The following is a 22,800-nucleotide window of genomic DNA, read 5'->3' on the forward strand; positions in this document are numbered from 1 at the left end:
CCGGACTCCACCGGCCGAGGGGGCGCGCGAAAGCCAGGCTCACCGGCTGGGCGGCACACGAAACCCGGGCCCACCGGCCAAGCCCGCACACAAAAGGGGCCGCCCCGTCACAGGCGGCCCCAGGTGTGTGCCTCAGCCCAGTTTGCTGACGTCCCGCACGGCGCCCTTGTCCGCGCTGGTTGCCATGGCGGCGTATGCCCGCAGTGCGGCCGACACCTTGCGCTCGCGGTCCTTCGGGACGTACACCCCGTTCAACGCCTGATCCCGGCGCGCCAGTTCCGCCTCGTCCACGAGCAGTTCGATGGAACGGTTCGGGATGTCGATGCGGATGCGGTCGCCGTCCTCGACGAGCGCGATGGTGCCGCCGGACGCCGCCTCCGGGGAGGCGTGGCCGATGGACAGGCCGGACGTGCCGCCGGAGAAACGGCCGTCGGTGATCAGGGCGCAGGTCTTGCCGAGGCCGCGGCCCTTCAGGAAGGACGTCGGGTAGAGCATCTCCTGCATGCCGGGGCCGCCCTTGGGGCCCTCGTAGCGGATGACGACGACGTCGCCGTCCGTCACCTGCTTGTTGAGGATCTTCTCGACGGCCTCCTCCTGCGACTCGCAGACGACCGCCGGGCCCTCGAAGGTCCAGATGGACTCGTCGACGCCGGCCGTCTTCACCACGCAGCCGTCGACGGCGAGGTTGCCCTTCAGTACCGCCAGGCCGCCGTCCTTGGAGTAGGCGTGCTCGGCGGAGCGGATGCAGCCGCCCTCGGCGTCCACGTCCAGCGCCTCCCAGCGCTCGGACTGGGAGAAGGCCTCGGCGGAGCGGACGCAGCCGGGTGCCGCGTGCCACAGCTCCACGGCCTCGGCCGAAGGCGAGCCGCCGCGGACGTCCCACGTCTTCAGCCAGTCCGCCAGGGACGGGCTGTGGACGGCGTGCACGTCCTCGTTGAGCAGGCCCGCGCGGTGCAGCTCGCCGAGCAGGGCCGGGATGCCGCCGGCGCGGTGCACGTCCTCCATGTAGTACGTGCGGTCCTTGGCGACGTTGGGTGCGACCTTCGCCAGGCACGGCACGCGGCGCGAGACGGCGTCGATCTGCTCCAGGCCGAAGGGCACGCCGGCCTCCTGGGCGGCGGCCAGCAGGTGCAGGATCGTGTTGGTCGAGCCGCCCATCGCGATGTCCAGGGCCATGGCGTTCTCGAAGGCCGCGATGGTGGCGATGTTGCGGGGCAGGACCGTGTCGTCGTCCTGCTCGTAGTAGCGGCGGGTCAGGTCCATGACCGTGCGGGCGGCGTTCTCGTAGAGCGCGCGGCGGGCGGTGTGGGTGGCGAGGACCGAGCCGTTGCCGGGGAGGGAGAGGCCGATGGCCTCGGTCAGACAGTTCATCGAGTTGGCGGTGAACATGCCGGAACAGGAGCCGCAGGTCGGACAGGCGTTCTCCTCGATACGGAGGATGTCCTCGTCCGAGATCTTGTCGTTCACCGCGTCGGAGATCGCGTCGACCAGGTCGAGCGTGCGGACCGTGCCGTCGACCAGCGTGGCGCGGCCGGACTCCATCGGGCCGCCGGAGACGAAGACCGTCGGGATGTTCAGGCGCAGGGCGGCCATGAGCATGCCCGGGGTGATCTTGTCGCAGTTGGAGATGCAGACCAGGGCGTCGGCGCAGTGCGCCTCGACCATGTACTCCACGCTGTCCGCGATCAGGTCGCGGGAGGGCAGGCTGTACAGCATGCCGCCGTGGCCCATCGCGATGCCGTCGTCGACGGCGATCGTGTTGAACTCGCGCGGGATGCCGCCGGCCTCCGTGATCGCCTCGCTGACGATCCGGCCGACCGGCGCCAGGTGCGTGTGGCCCGGCACGAACTCAGTGAAGCTGTTGGCAACCGCGATGATCGGCTTTCGGCCGATGTCCGCACCGGGTACACCGGAGGCGCGCATAAGGGCGCGGGCGCCCGCCATGTTGCGGCCGTGGGTGACTGTGCGGGACCTCAGCTCGGGCATCGTCGCTCGCTCCTTCGGAGAGTTCTGACTGAGTCGAGCCTACGCCGGTCATCCAGAGGGCGGACATGATGTCCGGATTGCGGGACGCATGTCTCAGGGATTCAAGGGCTCGTTCCCTCTAAAGGAGTCAGGAGTCCGTCAGGTGAGCCGGTAAGGGATTCAGGGTTTCGTCAGGTGGCCCTGCACCACGGGTGCGATCCGTCGGATGATCACTTCCATGTCGGCCGACGCCAGCGGCTCAAGCTTGATCACGTACCGCAGCATGGCGACACCGACCAGCTGTGCGGCCGCCAGTTCCGCCCGCAGCTCCGCGTCGGGCGTGCCGAGCTGGGCGGCGACCCTGCGGAGCAGCTGGGTGGCAACGAGGCGGCGGAAGACGGCGGCCGCGACCTCGTTGTTCACCGCGGACCGTACGACCGCGAGCAGCGGCGTCCGGGTGACCGGGTTCTCCCAGATCCCGAAGAGGAATCGGGCGAACCGCTCACCGACCTCCTCGGGCGCCCCCTCGAAGATCACGTCCGGTGCCCTCAGCGCGGGCGCGAAGACCGTCTCCACCGCCTCCTGGAAGACCTGTTCCTTGGTGCCGAAGTAGTGGTGCACCAGCGCCGAGTCCACACCGGCCGCCTTGGCGATGCCGCGCACGGACGTCTTCTCGTAGCCCCGTTCGGAGAACTCCTCGCGGGCCGCGGCGAGGATGCGGTCGCGGGTGGCGGGGCCGTCGGCGGACTCCGTACGCGAGGGCCGTCCCCGGCGGCGCGGCGTGGGCGTCGTGCCGGTCATCGCCGGGGCACCTTCACCGCGGAGGCCAGGTGGAACCGGGTGAAGGCCAGGGCCTCGGCGAGGTCGGCCTCACGCTCCGCGCTGGACATGGCGCGGCGGGTGTTGACCTCGATGACGACGTGCCCGTCGAATCCGGACACGGCGAGCCGTTCCAGCAGCTCGGCGCAGGGCTGGGTGCCGCGGCCGGGGACCAGGTGCTCGTCCTTGTTGGAGCCGGAGCCGTCCGCGAGATGGACGTGACCCAGCCGGTCGCCCATGCGGTCGACCATCTGCAGGGCGTCAGTGCGCGCGGTCGCGGCGTGGCTGAGGTCGATCGTGAAGTGGCGGTAGTCGTCCTTCGTCACGTCCCAGTCGGGGGCGTACGCGAGCATCTCCCGGTCGCGGTAGCGCCAGGGGTACATGTTCTCGACGGCGAACCGCACATCCGTCTCGTTCGCCATCCGCCAGATCCCGGCGACGAAGTCGCGCGCGTACTGGCGCTGCCAGCGAAAGGGCGGGTGGACGACGACCGTGGTGGCGCCGAGCTTCTCGGCCGCCGCCTGGGCGCGCTGGAGCTTGACCCACGGGTCGGTGGACCACACGCGCTGCGTGATGAGCAGGCAGGGGGCGTGTACGGCGAGGATCGGGATCTGGTGGAAGTCGCTGAGCCGGCGCAGCGCCTCCATGTCCTGGCTGACCGGGTCGTTCCAGACCATGACCTCGACGCCGTCGTACCCGAGGCGCGCGGCGATCTCGAAGGCCGTTGCCGTCGACTCCGGGTACACGGAGGCCGTCGAGAGGGCGACCTTCGCATCCGGGATGCGTACGACTGGGTTTGCCACGATGGACAGCGTACGTGGTGCCTCTGGCGGTTGGGCCGGGTGCCTGTTCGCCGTCCGGGGGTTCGCCGTGGGCGGGTGCGGGCTCACTGTGGCTGGTCGCGCAGTTCCCCGCGCCCCTACCGGCGCCCGTTCACGCCGAGCCCATGTGGTCCAGGCGGCGGAGGATGATGCCCTCTCGGAGGGCCCACGGGCAGATCTCCAGCGTCTCCACGCCGAACAGGTCCATCGCGGCCTCCGCCACCAGGGCGCCGGCGACCAGCTGGGCCGCTCGGCCGTCGGAGACTCCGGGGAGTTCGGCGCGTTCCTCGGTGGTCATGCCGGCGAGGCGGGGGACCCAGGCCTCCAGGGACTGGCGCTTGAGTTCGCGCTGGACGTAGAGGCCGTCGGCGGAACGGGCGGCGCCGCCGATGCGGGCGAGCTGCCGGAAGGTCTTGGAGGTGGCGACCACGTGGTCGGGGGCGCCGAAGCGGCTGAACTCACCGACCGTACGGGCGATCTCGGCCCGCACATGGCGGCGCAGAGCCCGTATGTCCTCGGTGGCGGGCGGGTCGTCCGGCAGCCAGGCGGAGGTGAGCCGGCCGGCGCCGAGCGGCAGGGAGACGGCCGCGTCGGGGTCCTCGTCGATGCCGTAGGCGATCTCCAGGGAGCCGCCGCCGATGTCCAGGACGAGCAGCTTTCCGGCCGACCAGCCGAACCAGCGGCGGGCGGCGAGGAAGGTGAGCCGGGCCTCCTCGGCGCCGGTGAGGACCTGGAGCTGGGCACCGGTCTCGGTCTGCACACGCGCGAGGACGTCGTCGGCGTTGCTGGCCTCGCGTACCGCCGAGGTCGCGAACGGCAGCAGTTCCTCGACGCCCTTGTCCTCGGCGGCCTGGAGCGCCTCGTGGACGACGCCGATCAGCCGGTCGACGCCGTGGGGGCCGATGGCACCGTTCTCGTCGAGAAGTTGGGCGAGGCGCAGTTCCGCCTTGTGCGAGTGCGCGGGCAGCGGGCGCGCGCCGGGATGCGCATCCACCACCAGCAGATGCACCGTGTTCGATCCCACGTCGAGGACACCGAGTCTCATGTACGGAACGCTACTGCCAGCTGCACTGTGCTCCGCCCTCGAGGCGGTCCCTGGACGGGCGGCGGGCGACTTACCCTGGACCCGTGCCAAAGACGAAAAAGGCGAAGACCGACAAGGCAGACGAGAAGGCCAAATCAACCAAGGGTTCTTCGCAGGCGACAGCACCGACGAAGTCGCAGCAGGCCCTGGCGGACGACGAGAAGGGCCTCGACTTCGCGCGCGCGTGGGTGGAGTTTCCTGATCCGGCGGACGACGAACAGGTCTTCCGCTGTGATCTGACATGGCTGACCTCTCGCTGGAACTGCATCTTCGGAAGCGGCTGCCAGGGCATCCAGGCCGGCCGCGCGGACGACGGGTGCTGCACGCTGGGGGCCCACTTCTCCGACGAGGACGACGAGAAGCGGGTCGCCGGGCATGTGGCGAGGCTCACGCCGGAGATCTGGCAGAACCACGCCGAGGGCACCCGGGGCGGCTGGGTCTCCAAGGACGACGAGGGCTCCCGGCAGACCCGCCCCTACCAGGGCTCCTGCATCTTCCAGAACCGGCCCGGCTTCGCGGGCGGCGCGGGCTGCTCGCTGCACATCCTCGCCCTGAAGGAGGGCCGGGAACCGCTGGAGACGAAGCCTGACGTGTGCTGGCAGCTGCCGATCCGGCGGACCTACGAGTGGATCGACCGGCCCGACGACACCCGCGTGCTCCAGGTGTCGATCGGTGAGTACGACCGCCGGGGCTGGGGTCCGGGCGGCCACGACCTGCACTGGTGGTGCACGTCGGCGACCTCGGCACATGGTGCGGGCGATCCGGTGTACGTGTCCTATCGGGCGGAGCTGACGGAGCTGATGGGAAAGGCCGGCTACGACCGGCTGGTCGAGCTGTGCGAGCAGCGGTTGAACTCGCAGCTGCCTCTGCTTGCGCCGCATCCGGCGGATCCAGTGGAGTGACGGGCGACCGCGCGCCGTAACGGGGGGGGCGCAACCCGGCGTGGCGGGGTGGCACCGGTGTCTTACGACGTCGACGGGCTCGGGTCGCCGCTGTCGCTGGGTGGTGGCGGTGAGTCGCCCGGGGTGGACGGGGTGGAGTCGCTGGGGGTGGGTTCGGGGTCGGGTGGCGGGGTTGTCGGTGGGTCGCTGGGGGTGGGCTCGGTGGGCGGCGGGGTCGTGGGCGTCGGGTCCGGGTCGGGCGGGGGCGGAGGTGGGCCGCTGGGGGTGCTGGGCGCGGGGTCCGGGGTCGGGCCCGGGTCGGACGGGGTGGGGGCGGGGCCGTAGCCCTGGATCGTGACAACCGCGCCGACTGGTGAGATCGCCACCCGTGCGCTCCAGTACCCGGACGGCTCGCGCAGCTGGTCGACGTACACCTTGATCGTCAACGTTTCGCCTGGGCGGAGCGTTCCTGCAGATCGGCTCAGGTAGAGCCAGGAGGCGCCCGTGGTCGCGGACCAGCGCACCGGGGCATGGCCGGAGGCGGTCAGAGTGATCAGCGTGGTGTCGCCGCTGTTGTCGACGGTCACCGCCAGTGCCCCCGCACTCTTGCGGCCCGCTCCGGCGACGCTGACGACCTCCACGGAGATGTCGGGTTGGTCGCCGTTCGAGAAGCGGCCACCAGGGCGCGTGTCGGCGTTTCCCGTGTTCTCGTAGCCGCCGCGCGCCGCCTCGCCGTTGAGGCTGCCGGGGTCGTCGTCGCGGCTGGCGGTGGCGGTGCTGCCCTCTCCGCCCTCGCCGGTGACCGGCGAGGCCCGGTAGGCGGACCAGAGGGCCAGTACGGGGGCCGCCACGACGGTGGCGACGACGGTCGTGGTGACGGCACGCGCGCGTAGACGGTCCCTTCGGGCAGCGCGGTCCTTGGGGTCCACGGGGAAGCCGCGCCGGTCGAAGCGCGGCGCGGCGGTGCCCCGCGCGCGCGGGTGATGCGTCATGGCGTGGTGCAGTGCCGCGCGGGGCGCCTCCAGCACGGGCAGCGCGGCGGGGGTGACGCTGACGCCGGGCCAGCGGCCGGGGACGGCGCGCTCGGCGGTGCGCCGGCAGCGGGGGCAGTCGTCGACGTGCCGGACGAGCTCACGGCGGACCGCGGCGCCGAGCACGAGCTGGTTGTCGCCGGTGAGGCGGGCGACGCTCGGACAGCCGCCGGTCTCGACGACCGCGAGGGCGGCTCGGGTGCGCTCGACCTCGCAGGCGGCGGAAGCGAGCAGTTCACGGGTGGTGGCGAGGTCCATGCCGAGGACGGCGGCGACCTCATGGGCGGCCAGGTGGTGGCGTACGGCCAGTTCGAGCGCCTCGCGCTGCTCGGGGGTGGTGCCGGCGGCCTCCGGCCAGGCCAACTGAGCGAGTTCGCGCCGGCGTCGCTCCTGGGCCTCCTCGGAGACGGGCGGGGTGGTGGGCTGTCTGCCGCGCTGCCGTTCGGTGCCATGGCGGCCCGCCGCGTGCGTGGCCTGACGTTTCTGCTTGGCCTCGGCCAGCTTGCGCAGGCACGCCCAGCGGGCCAGCGCGTACAGCCACGCCCGGCGGTCCCCGACGGCGTCCGGGGCACGCTGGCCGCGGCGTTCGGCGAGCGCGAGGACCTCGCCCAGGGCGGCGGTCGCGGCGTCGTGGTCGCACAGCACGGAGAGGCAGTAGGTGAAGAGACCGTCCAGATACGGCTCGTAGCGCGCGGGCGGGTGGTGCGCCAGCGTGCGCGCCGCAGCACGGTCGCGTGCCTCGCGGCGCGCCCGGTGTGCGCCGGTCGTGCGGGTCGAGGTGTCCGGGCTGCTGCTCATCACCCGGCCGACCGTAGGCGGCGGGGGGTGGCACCTTCCGCCCCCTTGAGCACTTTTAATTCGTACGGGTGAAACGATCCCTCATAAGGGGACAGGAACCGGTGATTCCGTGACCGGTTCGGGCGTGTCGATACCGGTTCGTACAGGGTTCGCGGCCCCGTTCGCGGCCCCACGGCACCGACGGCCCGCGGACCGATGGCCTGCACCGCGCCCGCGTTGTCAGTGGGGCCGGTTACGGTTTCGTCCATGGCTGCCCGTACGAAGACCACGAAGGACCGCCCGTCCTACCGCTGCACCGAATGCGGCTGGCAGACGGCCAAGTGGCTCGGCCGCTGCCCCGAATGCCAGGCCTGGGGCACGGTCGAGGAATACGGCACGCCCGCCGTACGCACGACCACACCCGGCCGCGTCACCACCTCCGCCCTGCCCATCGGCCAGGTCGACGGTCGCCAGGCCACCGCCCGCCCGACCGGCGTCCCCGAGCTGGACCGGGTGCTCGGCGGCGGGCTCGTGCCCGGCGCGGTGGTGCTCCTCGCGGGCGAGCCCGGCGTCGGCAAGTCGACCCTGCTGCTGGACGTGGCGGCCAAGTCGGCGAGTGACGAACACCGCACCCTCTATGTGACCGGCGAGGAGTCGGCGAGCCAGGTCCGGCTGCGCGCCGACCGGATCGGCGCCATCGACGACCACCTCTATCTCGCCGCCGAGACCGATCTGGCCGCCGTGCTGGGCCACTTGGACGCGGTGAAGCCGTCACTGCTCATCCTCGACTCGGTACAGACGGTCGCCTCCCCGGAGATCGACGGCGCCCCAGGCGGCATGGCCCAGGTCCGCGAAGTGGCCGGCGCCCTGATCCGCGCCTCCAAGGAGCGGGGCATGTCCACGCTCCTTGTGGGCCATGTCACCAAGGACGGCGCGATCGCGGGCCCGCGCCTGCTGGAGCACCTCGTCGACGTCGTCCTGCACTTCGAGGGCGACCGGCACGCGCGTCTGCGCCTCGTACGCGGCGTCAAGAACCGCTACGGGACGACGGACGAGGTCGGCTGCTTCGAGCTGCACGACGAGGGCATCACCGGACTCGCCGACCCCAGCGGCCTGTTCCTGACCCGCCGGGCCGAACCGGTCCCCGGCACCTGCCTGACCGTCACCCTGGAGGGCCGCCGCCCCCTGGTCGCCGAGGTCCAGGCACTCACGGTCGACTCGCAGATCCCCTCCCCACGCCGCACGACATCCGGCCTGGAGACCTCCCGCGTCTCGATGATGCTGGCCGTCCTGGAACAGCGCGGCCGCATCAGCGCCCTGGGCAAACGAGACATCTACTCCGCAACGGTCGGCGGAGTGAAGCTGTCCGAACCGGCCGCCGACCTCGCCGTCGCCCTCGCACTGGCGTCGGCGGCCAGTGACACCCCGCTGCCGAAGAACCTCGTGGCGATCGGCGAGGTCGGCCTCGCAGGCGAGGTCAGACGGGTCACCGGCGTGCAGCGCCGGCTCGCGGAGGCGCACCGCCTGGGCTTCACGCATGCGCTCGTGCCGGGCGATCCGGGCAAGGTCCCTGCAGGCATGAAGGTCCTGGAAGTCGCGGACATAGGGGACGCCCTGAGGGTCCTCCCCCGCTCCCGTCACCGAGAGGCCCCCCGGGACGCGGAGGACCGCCGGTAGACTTTGCCCTGGTCTCGCCCGTCCGTACGAACCGAGTGCGCATACGGGAGCGCCCCAGAACCTGCGACCGGAGGAGTGCAGTGGCAGCCAACGACCGGGCAGCAGCTCCCGGAAAATCCGGTGGGAGTGCCGGTTCCGATGGCCTGATGCGCGCCTCGCTGAGCGCCGTGGCTCCGGGCACGGCCCTGCGCGACGGGCTCGAGCGGGTCCTGCGCGGCAACACCGGCGGGCTGATCGTGCTCGGCTCCGACAAGACCGTCGAGGCCATGTGCACGGGCGGTTTCGTGCTGGATGTCGAGTTCACGGCGACCCGGCTGCGTGAGCTGTGCAAGCTGGACGGCGGCATCGTGCTCTCCTCCGACCTGTCGAAGATCCTGCGTGCGGGTGTCCAACTCGTTCCGGATCCCACGATCCCGACCGAGGAGACGGGCACTCGCCACCGCACCGCGGACCGGGTCAGCAAGCAGGTCGGATTCCCTGTGGTCTCGGTCTCCCAGTCCATGCGGCTGATCGCGCTGTACGTCGACGGCCAGCGCCGCGTCCTGGAGGACTCGGCGGCGATCCTGTCCCGCGCCAACCAGGCCCTGGCGACCCTGGAGCGCTACAAGCTCCGCCTGGACGAGGTCGCGGGCACGCTGTCGGCGTTGGAGATCGAGGACCTGGTGACGGTCCGGGACGTCTCCGCCGTCGCCCAGCGACTGGAGATGGTGCGCCGCATCGCCACCGAAATCGCCGAATACGTGGTCGAACTGGGCACCGATGGGCGTCTCCTCGCTCTCCAGCTGGACGAGTTGATCGCCGGCGTCGAACCCGAGCGTGAACTGGTCGTCCGGGACTACGTTCCCGAGCCCACCGCCAAGCGCTCCCGCACGGTCGAGGAGGCGCTGGCCGAACTGGACGCCCTCACCCACGCCGAGCTGCTCGAACTGCCCACGGTGGCCCGAGCGTTGGGCTACACGGGCTCCCCCGAGGCCCTCGACTCCGCGGTGTCCCCGCGCGGCTTCCGCCTCCTCGCCAAGGTGCCGCGCCTCCCGGGCGCCATCATCGACCGGCTGGTGGAGTACTTCGGCGGCCTGCAGAAACTCCTCGCCGCCAGCGTGGACGACCTCCAGACGGTCGAGGGCGTGGGCGAGGCGCGTGCGCGCAGCGTCCGAGAGGGCCTGTCCCGCCTGGCGGAGTCGTCGATCCTGGAACGCTACGTCTGAGTCACCCGCTGTGGGCAGTCGTTCCGCAGGGCGATGGGGGTCCCCCGCTCGAGCGAAGCCGAGAGTGGGGGAGGGTGGGCACAGCCACGGACGCCGGTGCCTACTCAAGCAACGGCACCGTGCCAGACCTAGTCGGCGTCCAGCACGAACGAAGTCCGCACCTTCCCGAACCCCGGCGCCGCAGCCTCCAAGAGATACGTCCCCGCCCCGGCCGCCCCCGCCGGAGGCGTCCCGCACTCGGGGACACTCGGCTTGCGATCCCACTCCACGGTGTACGTGATACCGCTGCCTGCGAGCACCCGGTACAGCAGGCTGCCGGCCCCCTTGGGACAGTCGTCCGACGACCAGTACGCGTCGTCGCTCCCCGCCTGAGTGATCGTCAGTACAGCGCTCTTGGGCCCGAGATCGACCTTGCAGTCACTGCCGGAGGAGTTCTGCGCGGTCAGCCGGAAGACCGGCCGCTCGTCCGGTGAGTAGGAGTTACGCACGCTGCGCAGCGTCAACGACACCGCGCTCGGCTTGCAGTTGGGCAAGGAGGACCCGGTCGGCAGAGCATCCCCCGCACCGACGCCGGCCCCTGACGCAGCGCCACCCGAGCCGCCGCTGCTGCCCGCGCTGCCGCCGCCGCTGCCGCCGTCACCCGAGCCGTCGGCCCCACCGGAGTCCCCCGCCCCGGCACTGCCTCCCGAGCCGCTCCCGGAACCGCCCCCGTTGGCGTCCCCGTCGTCCGACTCGTCGCGTCCGCCTGGCGCTTGACTGATCGCGGGCCCGGAGCTGGACGGCCCCGGCGCGATCGTGGACGCGGGATTCTTGCCGTCGGACCCGTCGGCGCCGTTCTTGCTGCCTCCGCCGCCCGATGTGAGGACCCAGGTGATCAGCAGCGCCAACAGGGCGATCACAGACAGCAGGACGACCCTCCGTCGCCAGTAGATGGAGGAGGGAAGCGGCCCGACCGGATTGCGCAGAGATCCCACGGCGCAAACTGTACGAGAGATCGGTGCGTCAGCTTGCCCCACCCGCCGCCAGGAGCCACAACTTTTCCGGATCATCATCCCGGAATGCCGCCGACGCGCCGCTGCCGGTCATCGAGTCGAGCACCGGATGACGCAGGCAGTGACGAACCTTCCCACGTCGCCTACGGTCCGTGACGGCGAGCGTCGGGTTCGACGGCAACACGCCCGGCGGCACCCGGAACTCGGCGGCGCGGCGGACGGAGACGGGGCCGTTCGCGACCGCGGCCCTTGCACCTTTGGCCACGACCTCCGGGCGACGCAGCCGACACCGCGCCCCGACCCGCCCCACTCCCCGCTACCCACGTCCGCGACCTTCGACGTGGCAGGATCGGAACTGCCATGACTGCGCCCACGAAGCCACCGCACACCCGCCCCGCCGACGCCGTCCCCGGTCCGCCGCTCGGAGCCGAGCTGCACTCCCCCGTCATCGCCTGGTTCGACGAGCATGCGCGCGACCTGCCCTGGCGGCGCCCGGAGGCCGGCGCCTGGGGCGTGATGGTCAGCGAGTTCATGCTCCAGCAGACACCGGTGAACCGCGTCCTGCCCGTCTACGAGCACTGGCTGGCCCGCTGGCCCCGCCCCGCCGACCTCGCCGAGGAGGCCCCCGGCGAGGCCGTCCGCGCCTGGGGCCGGCTCGGCTACCCGCGCCGCGCCCTGCGGCTGCACGGCGCCGCCGTCGCCATAACGGAGCGGCACGGCGGGGACGTACCGACCGACCACGGCCAGCTGCTGGCGCTGCCCGGCATCGGCGAGTACACGGCGGCGGCCGTGGCGTCGTTCGCGTACGGGCAGCGGCACGCCGTGCTCGACACCAATGTCCGCCGGGTCCTGGCCCGCGCGGTCAACGGTGTGCAGTATCCGCCGAACGCCACCACCGCCGCCGAGCGCCGGCTCGCCCGGGCGCTGCTGCCCGAGGACGAGCGGACCGCCGCCCGCTGGGCCGCGGCCTCCATGGAGCTGGGCGCGCTGGTGTGCACGGCCAAGAACGAGAGCTGCCAAAGCTGCCCGATCGCCGCACAGTGCGCCTGGCGGCTGGCCGGGAAGCCGGAGCACGACGGTCCGCCGCGCCGGGGACAGACGTACGCCGGCACCGACCGTCAGGTACGCGGCAAGCTGCTCGCCGTGCTGCGCGAGGCGCATGCGCCCGTGCCGCAGACGGTGCTCGACCGGGTGTGGCACGAGCCGGTGCAGCGGGCCCGGGCGCTGGACGGCCTGGTCGCGGACGGTCTGGTGGAGCCGCTGCCGGGCGGCCTGTACCGGCTGCCGCTGAGCTGACGTACAGCCGCATCACAGGCCTCTGCCACACATCAGCGCTCGTTCACAGCTCCACCCCAGCACCAAATCACCCCATACCCGCCCCATCCGATCTGCGCCTTTAACACGTCCCTACTTCCGTTACACAACCGACGGACAGCCGAGCGTTTACCGCAGGCTGCTTCGGACAGCGCCGTGACAACGCCTCCGTAGCTTCATTTCCGTGCCCGACGGGGTGGCACGGCTACAGAAGTAACGGGGATGGAGGCGGTTGATCATGGCGCAGCGCGAGGTGGGCGAGGTGCTCGAATTCGAGGAGTACGTCCGCACCCGGCAGGACGCGCTCCTTCGCAGCGCCCGCCGACTGGTCCCGGACCCGGTCGACGCCCAGGACCTGCTCCAGACGGCGCTGGCCCGGACGTACGGCCGCTGGGACGGCATAGCCGACAAGCGGCTCGCGGACGCCTATCTGCGCCGGGTGATGATCAACACGCGGACCGAGTGGTGGCGGGCCCGCAAGCTGGAGGAGGTGCCCACCGAGCAGCTCCCGGACGCCCGCGTGGACGACTCCACCGAGCAGCACGCGGACCGCGCCCTGCTGATGGACGTCATGAAGGTGCTCGCCCCGAAGCAGCGCAGTGTGGTCGTGCTGCGACACTGGGAGCAGATGTCCACGGAAGAGACGGCCGCCGCCCTCGGCATGTCGGCCGGAACGGTCAAGAGCACGCTGCACCGGGCGCTCGCCCGGCTCCGCGAGGAGCTGGAGTCCCGCGATCTGGACGCACGCGCGCTGGAGCGTGAGGAGCGGGAGCGTTGCGCGGCCTAGGGTCTGTCCGGCGGCCGGAGCCGGAGACGCGGGGCGTGGCACGCCCCCCTGCGGGGCCGCCCACCCCGGCCCGGAGCACCTGGCAGGCGGCGAGTACGGCGGCGGTCGTGTTCGGCGCCCTCGCCCTGTCGGTCTCCGCCTGCGGTACCGGCGGCACCGGCGCCCGGGACGAGGGCCCGGCCCACTCCGACGCGGTCGCCGGCACCGCGGCCTCGTCGGCGGCCCCGGCCTCCGCGGTGCCGCCCGCCAAGTCCCTCAGCCGCCCCGCGGCGGTCAAGCTCCTCATGGCCGACCCGGAGGTCTCGACGACGGTCAAACGCTCTCTGAAGCCGTGCGCCAGCGACGAGTACCCGGTCGACCTGTCGTACGGCAATCTGACGTCAGGGGCGGTCGACGATGTCGTCGTCAATGTCGTGACCTGCAGCGATGTCGTCGGCATCGGCTCGTATGTGTATCGCGAGCAGGGCGGTACGTACCAGAATGTCTTCCAGTCCGAGGAACCTCCGGTCTATGCCGAAATAGACCGTGGTGACCTGATCGTGACCAAGCAGGTGTACGAGAAGGGCGACCCGGTGTCGAGCCCGTCCGGCGAGAACGTGATCACGTACCGCTGGGCCTCGGGCCGCTTCACCGAGGAGTACCGGACGCACAACGACTACAGCTCGGTGGTCGGTGGCGCGGCCACCCCGGCGCCCGAGAGCAACTGAACCCCGGCCGGACTCCCACGCACGACAAGCACACGAGGACAGAGAGCAGCGGGATGGCAGACCAGACCCACGTTCTGTTCGTCGAGGACGACGACGTCATCCGCGAGGCCACCCAGCTCGCCCTGGAGCGGGACGGCTTCGCGGTCACCGCCATGCCCGACGGGCTGTCGGGCCTGGAGGCGTTCCGCGCGAACCGCCCCGACATCGCCCTGCTGGACGTCATGGTGCCCGGCCTGGACGGCGTCAGCCTGTGCCGCCGGATCCGTGACGAGTCGACCGTCCCGGTGATCATGCTGTCGGCGCGGGCCGACTCCATCGACGTGGTGCTGGGCCTGGAGGCGGGCGCCGACGACTACGTGACCAAGCCGTTCGACGGTGCCGTCCTGGTCGCCCGGATCCGTGCCGTGCTGCGCCGCTTCGGCCACGCCGGCGGCGCCCGCGCGGGCCGGGCGGAGGAGGCCGGCGCCGCGGCGGACGGCGGCGTGCTCACCTTCGGCGACCTGGAGGTCGACACCGAGGGGATGGAGGTCCGCCGGGCCGGCCGCCCGGTGGCGCTCACCCCGACCGAGATGCGGCTGCTGCTGGAGTTCTCCTCCGCGCCGGGCACCGTGCTGTCGCGGGACAAGCTGCTGGAGCGCGTGTGGGACTACGGCTGGGGCGGGGACACCCGGGTCGTCGACGTCCATGTGCAGCGGCTGCGTACGAAGATCGGTCAGGACCGGATCGAGACGGTCCGCGGCTTCGGCTACAAGTTGAAGGCCTGAGCAGGACAGGGATATGCGGGGGATCTTTCGACGCCTCGTTCCGGAACGGCTGGAGCGCGCGGACATCCGTACGGGACTGAGGTGGAAGCTCAGTGCGGCCATCGCGCTGGTCGGCGCGCTGGTCGCGATCGCGCTCAGCCTGGTCGTGCACAACGCCGCCCGGGTCTCGATGCTGGACAACGCGCGTGACCTCGCGGACGAGCGCCTCCGGATCGCCCAGCGCAACTACGAGCTGTCCGGCCGCCCCAACTTCCCCAGCATCAAGATCGACGACCCGCGCCTGCCGCCCGAGCTGCGGGCGAAGGCCGAGGCGGGGCGGCGGGCGACCTACGTGGCCGACCGTCCGGCCGGCGGGCCGGACATCTGGGCCGCGGTGCCACTCAAGGACGGGCATGTGATGTCGCTGCACACGGGGTTCACCGACCGCAGCACGGACATCCTCAAGGACCTCGACCAGGCCCTCGTCATCGGCTCCATAGCGGCCGTCCTCGGCGGCAGCGCGCTCGGCGTGCTCATCGGCGGCCAGCTGTCGGGCCGACTGCGCAAGGCAGCGGCCGCGGCGAACCAGGTCGCCAAGGGCGAGCCGGACGTCCGGGTGCGGGAGGCGATCGGCGGGGTCGTCCGGGACGAGACCGACGACCTGGCGCGGGCCGTCGACGCGATGGCGAACGCCCTCCAGCAGCGTCTGGAGGCGGAGCGCCGGGTCACCGCCGACATCGCGCACGAGCTGCGCACCCCGGTGACCGGGCTGCTGACGGCGGCCGAGCTGCTGCCGCCGGGCCGCCCGACCGAGCTGGTGCTGGACCGGGCCAAGGCGATGCGCACGCTGGTCGAGGACGTCCTGGAGGTGGCCCGCCTCGACGGGGCCTCCGAGCGGGCCGAGCTGCAGGACATCATGCTGGGCGAGTTCGTCGCCCGGCGGGTGGCGGCGAAGGATCCGGACATCGAGGTGCTTGTCGTGCACGAGTCGGAGGTGACGACCGACCCGCGGCGGCTGGAGCGCGTGCTGTTCAACCTGCTCGCCAACGCCGCCCGGCACGGCAGACCGCCGATCGAGGTCACCGTCGAGGGCCGGGTCATCCGCGTCCGCGACCATGGGCCCGGCTTCCCCGAGGACCTGCTCGCGGAGGGTCCGAGCCGCTTCCGCACCGGCAGCAAGGACCGCGCCGGTCGCGGTCACGGCCTCGGCCTGACCATCGCGGCCGGCCAGGCCCGGGTACTGGGCGCCCGCCTGACCTTCCGCAACGTCCGCCCGCCCCGCGCGGCGGAGCACATCCCGGCGGAGGGCGCGGTCGCCGTGCTGTGGCTGCCGGAGCACGCGCCGACGGCCACGGGCAGCTATCCGATGCTGCCCGACCAGTAGGACGGACGTCGGGCGAACCTCAGACGGCCTCGGCCACCGGCGCCTGCGCGGGAGCACCGTCGTCCGCCTTCGGCCCCGCCCCCTTCAGCGGCACCTCCTTGACGAACACCGCCGCCACCAGCGCGACCACAGCCACTCCGGCGCCCAGGAGGAACGCCCAGTGGGTCCCCGCGGACACCGCGTGCTGGTAGGCCTCCCGGGCCGCGGTCGGCAGCTTGGCCAGGCTCGCGGCGTCCAGCTGGGCGGACTGTTCGGTCACCTTGGAGCCCAGCGCGCCGGCCCGCTCGGCCATGACGTCCTGGACGCGGTGGTTGAACAGCGCGCCCATGATGGCGACGCCGAAGGAGGAGCCGAGCGTGCGGAAGAGGGTGGCGGAGGAGGACGCGACGCCCATGTCCTTCATCTCCACGCTGTTCTGCGCGACCAGCATGGTGATCTGCATCAGGCAGCCCATGCCCAGACCGAGGACGGCCATGTACACGCCGGAGGTCAGCCGCGAGGTCCCGGTGTCCATCAGGGACAGCAGGTACAGCCCGGCGACCAGCAGCACACCGCCCACGACCGGGAAGACCTTGTAGCGGCCGGTGTTGGTGGTCACCCGCCCGGCGACCATCGACGTCACGAGCACCGCACCGAGCATCGGCAGAAGCAGCAGCCCGGAGTTGGTCGCGGACGCGCCCTGCACCGACTGCTGGTACAGCGGCAGGAAGAGGGTTGCGCCGAACATCACGAAGCCGGTGATGAAGCCGATGACGGACATCAGTGTGAAGTTGCGGCTGCGGAAGATGTGCAGCGGCAGGACCGGTTCGGCGGCCCGGGTCTGCCAGAACAGGAACCCGACGAGCGCGGCGACACCGATGCCGATCAGCTCCATGATCTGCACGGACGTCCAGGCGTACTCCGTACCGCCCCAGGTGGTGACGAGCACGATCGCGGTGATGCCGACGGTCAGCAGTGCGGCGCCCAGGTAGTCGATCCGGGCCTCGGACCGCTTCTTCGGCAGGTGCAGTACGGCGCTGATGGCGAGCAGCGCTACGGCGCCGAGCGGCAGGTTGATGTAGAACGTCCAGCGCCAGCCCCAGTGGTCGGTGATGGTGCCGCCGACCAGCGGGCCGCCGATCATGGCCAGCGCCATGACGCCGGCCATCATTCCCTGGTACTTGCCGCGCTCCCGCGGCGGGATCAGGTCGCCGATGATCGCCATCACGCCGACCATCAGTCCGCCGGCGCCCAGTCCCTGCACGGCGCGGAAGGCGATCAGCTGACCCATGTCCTGGGCCATGCCGCTGAGCGCGGAGCCGATCAGGAAGATCACGATCGAGGTCATGAACGAGCCCTTGCGCCCGTACATGTCGCCGAGCTTCCCCCAGAGCGGGGTGGAGGCGGCGGTCGCCAGGGTGTACGCGGTCACCACCCACGACAGGTGTTCCAGACCGCCCAGTTCGCCGACGATCGTCGGCATCGCGGTGCCCACGATCATGTTGTCGAGCATCGCGAGCATCATCGCGATCATCAGGGCGAGCAGGACGACCTGCACGCTCCTGGGCTGATTCCCCGTGTCCGTGCTGTCGGCAGGTATGTCCGCCACCGCTCCCCCAACTTACTTGCCGCCCGGCTAGTTCCGCCATGGAACGTAGCTCGCAAACTAGCCGGGCGTCAAGTAAGTTTTTGTCTTACCAGGAGCACGAGGACGGGCGGCACGATGGGCGGCACCAAGCAGCAGCGGCGCGGCAACACGCGCCAGCGCATCCAGGACGTGGCGCTGGAGCTCTTCGCCGAGCAGGGCTACGAGAAGACGTCCCTGCGCGAGATCGCCGAGCGCCTGGACGTCACCAAGGCGGCGCTGTACTACCACTTCAAGACCAAGGAAGAGATCCTGGTCGGCATCTTCGACGACCTGATGCAGCCGATCGACGAACTGGTCGAGTGGGGCGGGCACCAGCCGCACACCCTGGAGACGAAGCAGGAGATCGTACGGCGCTACAGCCAACTGCTCTCCGACGCCGCACCGTTGTTCCGCTTCATGCACGAAAACCAGGCGACCGTACGGGAACTGCGCATCGGCGACCTGTTCAAGGAGCGCATGCGGGGCCTGCGCGAGATCATCATCGACCGGGACGCCACCCTGGCCGACCAGGTCCGCTGCGTGAGCGCCATCTTCACACTGCACGCCGGCACGGTGTTCGTGATGCAGGAACTGGAAGGCGACCCCGAGGACAAGCGCAAGGCCATCCTCGAGGTCGCCGTCGACATGGTGACCCAGGCGCACGGGGGCGCCGCTCGGTCGTCTTAGAGGGTCACGCCCTTGGCACGCAGGAAGGCGACCGGGTTGATGGCCGTGCCGTAGTTGGCGGTCGTACGGATCTCGAAGTGCAGGTGCGGACCGCTGGAGTTGCCGGTGTTGCCGGACAGGGCGATGCGCTGACCGGTGGCGACGATCTGGCCGACCTTCACGTCGACGCGGGCCAGGTGGGCGTACTGGGAGAACGTCCCGTTGCCGTGCTTGATGACGACGGCGTTGCCGTACGCGGGGCCGTCACCGGCGCCGTTGCCGCCGGCCTTGACCACGGTGCCGCCGTGCGCGGCGACGACGCGGGTGCCGGTCGGGACGGCGAAGTCCTGCCCGCTGTGGGTGGACTGCCACATGCCGCCGGCCTGGGCGTAGCTGGCGCTGAGCCGGTAGCTCTTGACCGGGCGGGTCCAGGACGCGGCCTTCTTCGCGGCGGCCCGCTGGGCGGCCTTCTTGCTGTTCGCGGCGGCCGCCTTGGCAGCCGCCTTCGCCTTGGCGTTCGCGGCGGCCACCTTGGCCGCCGCCTTCGCCTGAGCCGCGGCCTGCGCCTCGACGGCGCTCGCAACGCCGGAGGTGGCGGCGGTTGCGGTGGTGGTGGCCGTGACGGTGTTGGCGGCGGCCGCGACCCCGGCCCCCAGCACGACCGAGGCGCCGAGACCGGCGGCCAGCACGGCCGCGCGAGTGCGGAGCTGCGGCGTACGGGAAGAACGGGACGTGACACGCGTGAACATGCGAAACCTCATGGGACGGGGACAGAGAAAAGCCACCCGGCGCACGGACGTCCGCCGAATGGGCCATCCCTTGGTAACCCCCGGACCTGGCTATCCCAAAAGGTGTGACCTACGACGGAAGCTAGTAGTCCACCTCATAACTCCCCGACTCTTGACAGAGCCCCCATCAGGGACGAATTCGCCCATAACAGCCATTCCGCGTTGAGATTCCGAAATAAAAGTCCATTTTGTCCAGAACGGCCTTTCCACTATTCCAGGTAGTAACGGACAAATCGCCTGTGTGGCATGTCACCGATGGGCAAGATCGAGGGACCCCTGAATGTGACGGGGGCTACGCTGCTGTTTCCTGCCAACGGGGCTCGGGGGGAGGCCGGGTGGAACCGACGGTCATCGGCATGAGGCTGGCGTCCGGGGTGGTCGCACCACTCGTGAAGAAGCTGTTCGTGACCGAGGGTCCGGGCGCCGGGCTGGTGGACCGGCCGGTGCGGATCTCGTCGTACGTCACCTTCAGGGGCGAGAAGCGGCGGCTCGACCGCGACGACGTGACCGGACTGGCCGCGGAGCTGGTGCGCCGGGGCCTGCGCGGCACCGGGGAGCGCCCCCTGCCCGCCGACGAGGAGCAGGCCGTCGTCCACGCCCTGGCCGACACGCTGTACGCCCTCGGCGACCTGGACATGACCGACGTACAGGCCGTGGAGCTCGGCCATGAGGCCCTGGCCGCCCGTCTGCGCGCGGCGAGCGGCAAGCCGGACCGGGACCTGTCCCTCGACGCGGCCCTGTTCTACTTCCGGGCGCTCACCACCGCCTGCCTGCACATCCTGCACTTCTTCACCCAGCGCTCGACCTTTGTCCCGCGCACGCTGGTCGAACAGACCCGGCGGCAGAGCGAGCTGCTGGCCAGGGTCGACGAGCTGATCGCCCGGACCCCGCCGCCCGGCGGCACCGACCCGGCCTTCGAGCAGCGCTACGTGTCGTACGTCACGGCCAGGCACGGCCACCTCACCATCTACGGCATCGACCTGGTCAACTCCCCCGACCGCTGGCCCCTGGACGCGGCCTACCTGAGCCTGCAGACACTGCACCCGGCCGGGGACGGCACCGGTTCCGACGGCCTCGGCGTCGCCTCCGCCGCCACCGCACTGCCCGCCGAACAGGCCTTCGCCGAGCACGACCGGGTACTGCTGCGCGGAGTGGCCGGCTCCGGCAAGACCACGCTGGTGCAGTGGCTCGCAGTGACCGCGGCCCGGGGCGAGCGCGGCGACCGCATCCCCTTCGTCCTCCCCTTGCGCACCCTGGTCCGCCGCCCCGAGGGGCTGCCCGCCCCCGACGCCTTTCTGGCCGCCGTACGCGTCCCGTTCCACGCGAACCAGCCGGACGGCTGGGTGGACCGCGTGCTCACCGCCCGCCGCGCCCTGGTCCTGATCGACGGCATCGACGAGATCCCCGAGCTCGAGCGGGAGCGCACCCGCCGCTGGCTGCGCGAACTGCTGGACGTCTATCCCGGCAACCAGTGGCTGGTCACCTCCCGCCCCTCCGCCGTACGGGAGGACTGGCTCGCGGCCGACGGCTTCACGGAGCTGATGCTCACCCCCATGAGCCGGGACGACGTGGCCGCGTTCGTCTCCCGCTGGCACACGGCGGCACGGGCCGACGCCCCCGACCCCGAACGTCTCGACGACTACGAACGCTCCCTCCTCGACGCCCTGCGCACCAAGCCCGACCTCGGCCGCCTCGCCACCAACCCCCTGATGTGCGGGCTGATCTGCGCGCTGCACCGCGACCGGCGGGGCTATCTGCCGCACGGGAGGCAGGAGCTGTACGACGCTGCCCTGTCGATGCTGCTGGCGCGGCGGGACGAGGAGCGGGACATGTACGACCACGACGGCATCCAGCTCACCGAACTGCCCCAGATCCAGCTTCTGCAGCGCCTCGCCTACTGGCTGATCCGCAACAACCAGTCGGAGATGGATGCCGAGCGGGCGGAACGGATCATCGCCGACGTCCTGCCTTCCCTCCCGGCCGCCGCCACGCAGGGCGACGCCGGCCAGATCCTGCGGTACCTGCTCGTCCGCAGCGGCCTGCTGCGCGAACCCGCCCCCGGCACCGTGGAGTTCGTGCACCGCACCTTCCAGGACTACCTGGGCGCGAAGGCCGCCGTGGAGGACGGGGACTTCGGGCTGCTGGTGCGCGGGGCGGCGGACGAGCAGTGGGCGGACGTGATCCGGATGGCGGTGGCGCATGCCCGGCCGCGGGAACGGGCCGAGCTGCTACGGGACCTGAGTGCGGCGGCGGACCGAGCGGAGGGTGCGGCGAGTGCGCGGGTACGGCTTCTCGCGCTGGCCTCACTGGAGCATGCGACGGAGCTCGATCCCCGGGTGCGGGAGGAGGTCGAGCGGAAGGCGGCAGCGTTGATCCCGCCCCGGACGACCGAAGAGGCCCGCGCGTTGGCGTCGGTCGGGCCGCTCGCGTTGGAACTGCTGCCCGGCCCGAAGGGGCTCGGCGAGGAGGAGGCACGGGCGGTCGTCGTCACGGCGTCCCTCATCGGGACGGAGGCCGCGCTGCCGGTACTGGCCCGCTTCCGCTCCCATCCCGCCCTTGACGTACGGGCCCAACTCACCTGGACATGGCATCGGTTCGGAACCCGGCGATACGGCGAGGAGATCATTGCGCATCTGCCGGAGGAGGATCTCTTCTTCACCGCACGCTCGGTGGAACAGCTGCGTTTTCTGCGAGAACTGGGCGGCAGGCGTTCCGTGCAGCTCATCGGCGGCATCGAACCGAGCGACATCAGCGCCGGTCTCCACCCCGACCGGACGGCAGAGCTCCACATCCGCGACAACGACGAGTTGGAGGACCTGACCTGTCTGTCGTCCCTGCATGGGCTCGGCTATCTGGACCTCAGCAGGTGCTTCTATGTGGACGACCTGACTCCGCTGGCCGGCCTGCCCCTGTCCTGGCTGTCACTGGACCTCCTGGACCATCCGGACCTGTCCGTGCTCTCCGGATCGCCGACCTTGGACCAACTCGACCTCGGGGTCGTGCTGGAGGCCGAGTCCCTCGACGAGGCGCTCCCCCGGGGCCTGTCACTGCGCTATCTGCGGTTCACCAAAACGGCGCTCGAGAACACCGGCCTGCGCGGCCTGCACCGCTTCCGCTCGCTGAAGCAACTGAGCCTCGCCAAGCTGTCCACCAAGCTCTCCCCCGATGACTACGAGGAGATCGCCCGGCTCCCCGAACTTCAGGAGCTGCGCATCAACTGGCAGCACATCGAGTGGCAGGGCCCACCCCTGCCGACCGTCACCGACCTGCGCCTCAACAACGTCCTGGGCACCGAGGACTTCTCCGACATCCCGAGGCTGTTCCCCAACCTGCGCACGGCGACGGTCGTCCCCGCCCCGGACGTCACCCACATCCCGCAGCACATCCTCGACCCGCTCCCGGTCACGCCGGTGTTCAAGAGGATCCGCAGCGTTGTGTGACGCACACCTCTGTTCACCTACCGTCCAGTAACCCTACGGTTCCCCTCACGCCATCCACACCAACGAGCATGCCCACGACATGTTGGCAGCCGTACGGACGTGAAGGGACCCCC

The 22,800-nt window shown here is 71.2% G+C and carries 18 protein-coding genes; 10 read left to right on the forward strand and 8 right to left on the reverse strand.

Annotated features, from left to right (window positions below; translation table 11 throughout):
- Nucleotides 1–132: 132 nt before the first annotated feature.
- The 4 genes from ilvD to ACKTSN_RS20665 form a co-directional block, all read right to left on the reverse strand.
- Nucleotides 133–1,986: a dihydroxy-acid dehydratase gene (gene ilvD / locus ACKTSN_RS20650; protein ID WP_409470464.1), complete on the reverse strand. Its 1,854-nt coding sequence runs from the start codon at nt 1,984–1,986 to the stop codon at nt 133–135.
- 159 nt (nt 1,987–2,145) lie between these two features.
- The gene (locus ACKTSN_RS20655; RefSeq protein WP_409470465.1) at nt 2,146–2,766 is read right to left on the reverse strand and encodes a TetR/AcrR family transcriptional regulator; all 621 of its coding nucleotides are present in this window, start codon (nt 2,764–2,766) and stop codon (nt 2,146–2,148) included.
- Nucleotides 2,763–3,587, reverse strand: coding sequence for a sugar phosphate isomerase/epimerase family protein (locus tag ACKTSN_RS20660; RefSeq protein ID WP_409470466.1), 825 nt, complete (start codon nt 3,585–3,587; stop codon nt 2,763–2,765). Before ACKTSN_RS20660 ends, ACKTSN_RS20655 begins: the two co-directional genes overlap by 4 nt.
- 130 nt (nt 3,588–3,717) lie before the next feature.
- Nucleotides 3,718–4,650 carry a Ppx/GppA family phosphatase gene (locus ACKTSN_RS20665; RefSeq protein WP_409470467.1) on the reverse strand — a complete coding sequence of 311 codons (933 nt, stop codon included), beginning with the start codon at nt 4,648–4,650 and terminating at the stop codon, nt 3,718–3,720.
- Between the two features lie 185 nt (nt 4,651–4,835).
- Between ACKTSN_RS20665 and ACKTSN_RS20670 the strand changes: the two genes are divergently transcribed.
- Nucleotides 4,836–5,591, forward strand: coding sequence for a hypothetical protein (locus ACKTSN_RS20670; RefSeq protein WP_374329546.1), 756 nt, complete (start codon nt 4,836–4,838; stop codon nt 5,589–5,591).
- Between the two features lie 62 nt (nt 5,592–5,653).
- On the opposite strand, the gene ACKTSN_RS20675 is transcribed toward ACKTSN_RS20670, so the two are convergent.
- Complete coding sequence (locus ACKTSN_RS20675) at nt 5,654–7,402, reverse strand: BACON domain-containing protein (protein WP_409470468.1); 1,749 nt, start codon at nt 7,400–7,402, stop codon at nt 5,654–5,656.
- A 243-nt stretch (nt 7,403–7,645) separates the two neighbouring features.
- Between ACKTSN_RS20675 and radA the strand changes: the two genes are divergently transcribed.
- Nucleotides 7,646–9,055, forward strand: a complete 1,410-nt coding sequence (radA, locus tag ACKTSN_RS20680) for a DNA repair protein RadA (RefSeq protein ID WP_409470469.1) — start codon at nt 7,646–7,648, stop codon at nt 9,053–9,055.
- 80 nt (nt 9,056–9,135) lie between these two features.
- On the forward strand, nt 9,136–10,260 hold the full coding sequence (disA, locus tag ACKTSN_RS20685; RefSeq protein WP_129799466.1) for a DNA integrity scanning diadenylate cyclase DisA: 1,125 nt from the start codon (nt 9,136–9,138) through the stop codon (nt 10,258–10,260).
- A 128-nt stretch (nt 10,261–10,388) separates the two neighbouring features.
- Here the strand turns inward: disA and ACKTSN_RS20690 are convergent, their stop codons facing one another.
- Nucleotides 10,389–11,234: a hypothetical protein gene (locus ACKTSN_RS20690; RefSeq protein ID WP_409470470.1), complete on the reverse strand. Its 846-nt coding sequence runs from the start codon at nt 11,232–11,234 to the stop codon at nt 10,389–10,391.
- Nucleotides 11,235–11,612: 378 nt separating this feature from the next.
- On the opposite strand from ACKTSN_RS20690, the gene ACKTSN_RS20695 reads away from it, so the two are divergent.
- From ACKTSN_RS20695 to cseC, 5 genes are all read left to right on the forward strand, one after another.
- Nucleotides 11,613–12,548, forward strand: a complete 936-nt coding sequence (locus tag ACKTSN_RS20695; protein ID WP_409470471.1) for an A/G-specific adenine glycosylase — start codon at nt 11,613–11,615, stop codon at nt 12,546–12,548.
- 256 nt (nt 12,549–12,804) lie between these two features.
- On the forward strand, nt 12,805–13,353 hold the full coding sequence (locus tag ACKTSN_RS20700; protein WP_409470472.1) for a SigE family RNA polymerase sigma factor: 549 nt from the start codon (nt 12,805–12,807) through the stop codon (nt 13,351–13,353).
- Between the two features lie 35 nt (nt 13,354–13,388).
- Nucleotides 13,389–14,060: a hypothetical protein gene (locus tag ACKTSN_RS20705; RefSeq protein ID WP_409470473.1), complete on the forward strand. Its 672-nt coding sequence runs from the start codon at nt 13,389–13,391 to the stop codon at nt 14,058–14,060.
- A 53-nt stretch (nt 14,061–14,113) separates the two neighbouring features.
- Nucleotides 14,114–14,824 carry a two-component system response regulator CseB gene (gene cseB, locus ACKTSN_RS20710; RefSeq protein ID WP_224737722.1) on the forward strand — a complete coding sequence of 237 codons (711 nt, stop codon included), beginning with the start codon at nt 14,114–14,116 and terminating at the stop codon, nt 14,822–14,824.
- A 13-nt stretch (nt 14,825–14,837) separates the two neighbouring features.
- Entirely contained in the window at nt 14,838–16,187 is a 1,350-nt protein-coding gene (cseC, locus tag ACKTSN_RS20715) for a two-component system sensor histidine kinase CseC (protein WP_409470474.1), read from the forward strand.
- A 19-nt stretch (nt 16,188–16,206) separates the two neighbouring features.
- Here the strand turns inward: cseC and ACKTSN_RS20720 are convergent, their stop codons facing one another.
- Nucleotides 16,207–17,775, reverse strand: coding sequence for an MDR family MFS transporter (locus ACKTSN_RS20720; protein WP_409470475.1), 1,569 nt, complete (start codon nt 17,773–17,775; stop codon nt 16,207–16,209).
- Between the two features lie 114 nt (nt 17,776–17,889).
- Here ACKTSN_RS20720 and ACKTSN_RS20725 point away from each other — a divergent pair, with 114 nt between their 5' ends.
- On the forward strand, nt 17,890–18,480 hold the full coding sequence (locus ACKTSN_RS20725; RefSeq protein WP_409470476.1) for a TetR/AcrR family transcriptional regulator: 591 nt from the start codon (nt 17,890–17,892) through the stop codon (nt 18,478–18,480).
- Here the strand turns inward: ACKTSN_RS20725 and ACKTSN_RS20730 are convergent.
- Nucleotides 18,477–19,208 carry a M23 family metallopeptidase gene (locus tag ACKTSN_RS20730; protein ID WP_409470477.1) on the reverse strand — a complete coding sequence of 244 codons (732 nt, stop codon included), beginning with the start codon at nt 19,206–19,208 and terminating at the stop codon, nt 18,477–18,479. The two genes, ACKTSN_RS20725 and ACKTSN_RS20730, sit on opposite strands and share 4 nt — an antisense overlap.
- Before the next feature lie 374 nt (nt 19,209–19,582).
- On the opposite strand from ACKTSN_RS20730, the gene ACKTSN_RS20735 reads away from it, so the two are divergent.
- Nucleotides 19,583–22,687: an NACHT domain-containing protein gene (locus ACKTSN_RS20735; protein WP_409470478.1), complete on the forward strand. Its 3,105-nt coding sequence runs from the start codon at nt 19,583–19,585 to the stop codon at nt 22,685–22,687.
- Nucleotides 22,688–22,800: the final 113 nt, after the last annotated feature.

It is taken from the genome of Streptomyces flavusporus (assembly GCF_046267975.1).
GTDB classification, from domain to species: Bacteria; Actinomycetota; Actinomycetes; order Streptomycetales; family Streptomycetaceae; genus Streptomyces; species Streptomyces flavusporus.

Coding starts and splice junctions, on each gene's coding strand:
- ilvD (WP_409470464.1), bottom strand. CDS start 1,986: ATGCCCGAGCTGAGGTCCCGCACAGTCACCCACGGCCGCAACATGGCG.
- ACKTSN_RS20655 (WP_409470465.1), bottom strand. CDS start 2,766: ATGACCGGCACGACGCCCACGCCGCGCCGCCGGGGACGGCCCTCGCGT.
- ACKTSN_RS20665 (WP_409470467.1), bottom strand. CDS start 4,650: ATGAGACTCGGTGTCCTCGACGTGGGATCGAACACGGTGCATCTGCTG.
- radA (WP_409470469.1), top strand. CDS start 7,646: ATGGCTGCCCGTACGAAGACCACGAAGGACCGCCCGTCCTACCGCTGC.
- ACKTSN_RS20695 (WP_409470471.1), top strand. CDS start 11,613: ATGACTGCGCCCACGAAGCCACCGCACACCCGCCCCGCCGACGCCGTC.
- ACKTSN_RS20700 (WP_409470472.1), top strand. CDS start 12,805: ATGGCGCAGCGCGAGGTGGGCGAGGTGCTCGAATTCGAGGAGTACGTC.
- cseB (WP_224737722.1), top strand. CDS start 14,114: ATGGCAGACCAGACCCACGTTCTGTTCGTCGAGGACGACGACGTCATC.
- cseC (WP_409470474.1), top strand. CDS start 14,838: ATGCGGGGGATCTTTCGACGCCTCGTTCCGGAACGGCTGGAGCGCGCG.
- ACKTSN_RS20725 (WP_409470476.1), top strand. CDS start 17,890: ATGGGCGGCACCAAGCAGCAGCGGCGCGGCAACACGCGCCAGCGCATC.
- ACKTSN_RS20730 (WP_409470477.1), bottom strand. CDS start 19,208: ATGTTCACGCGTGTCACGTCCCGTTCTTCCCGTACGCCGCAGCTCCGC.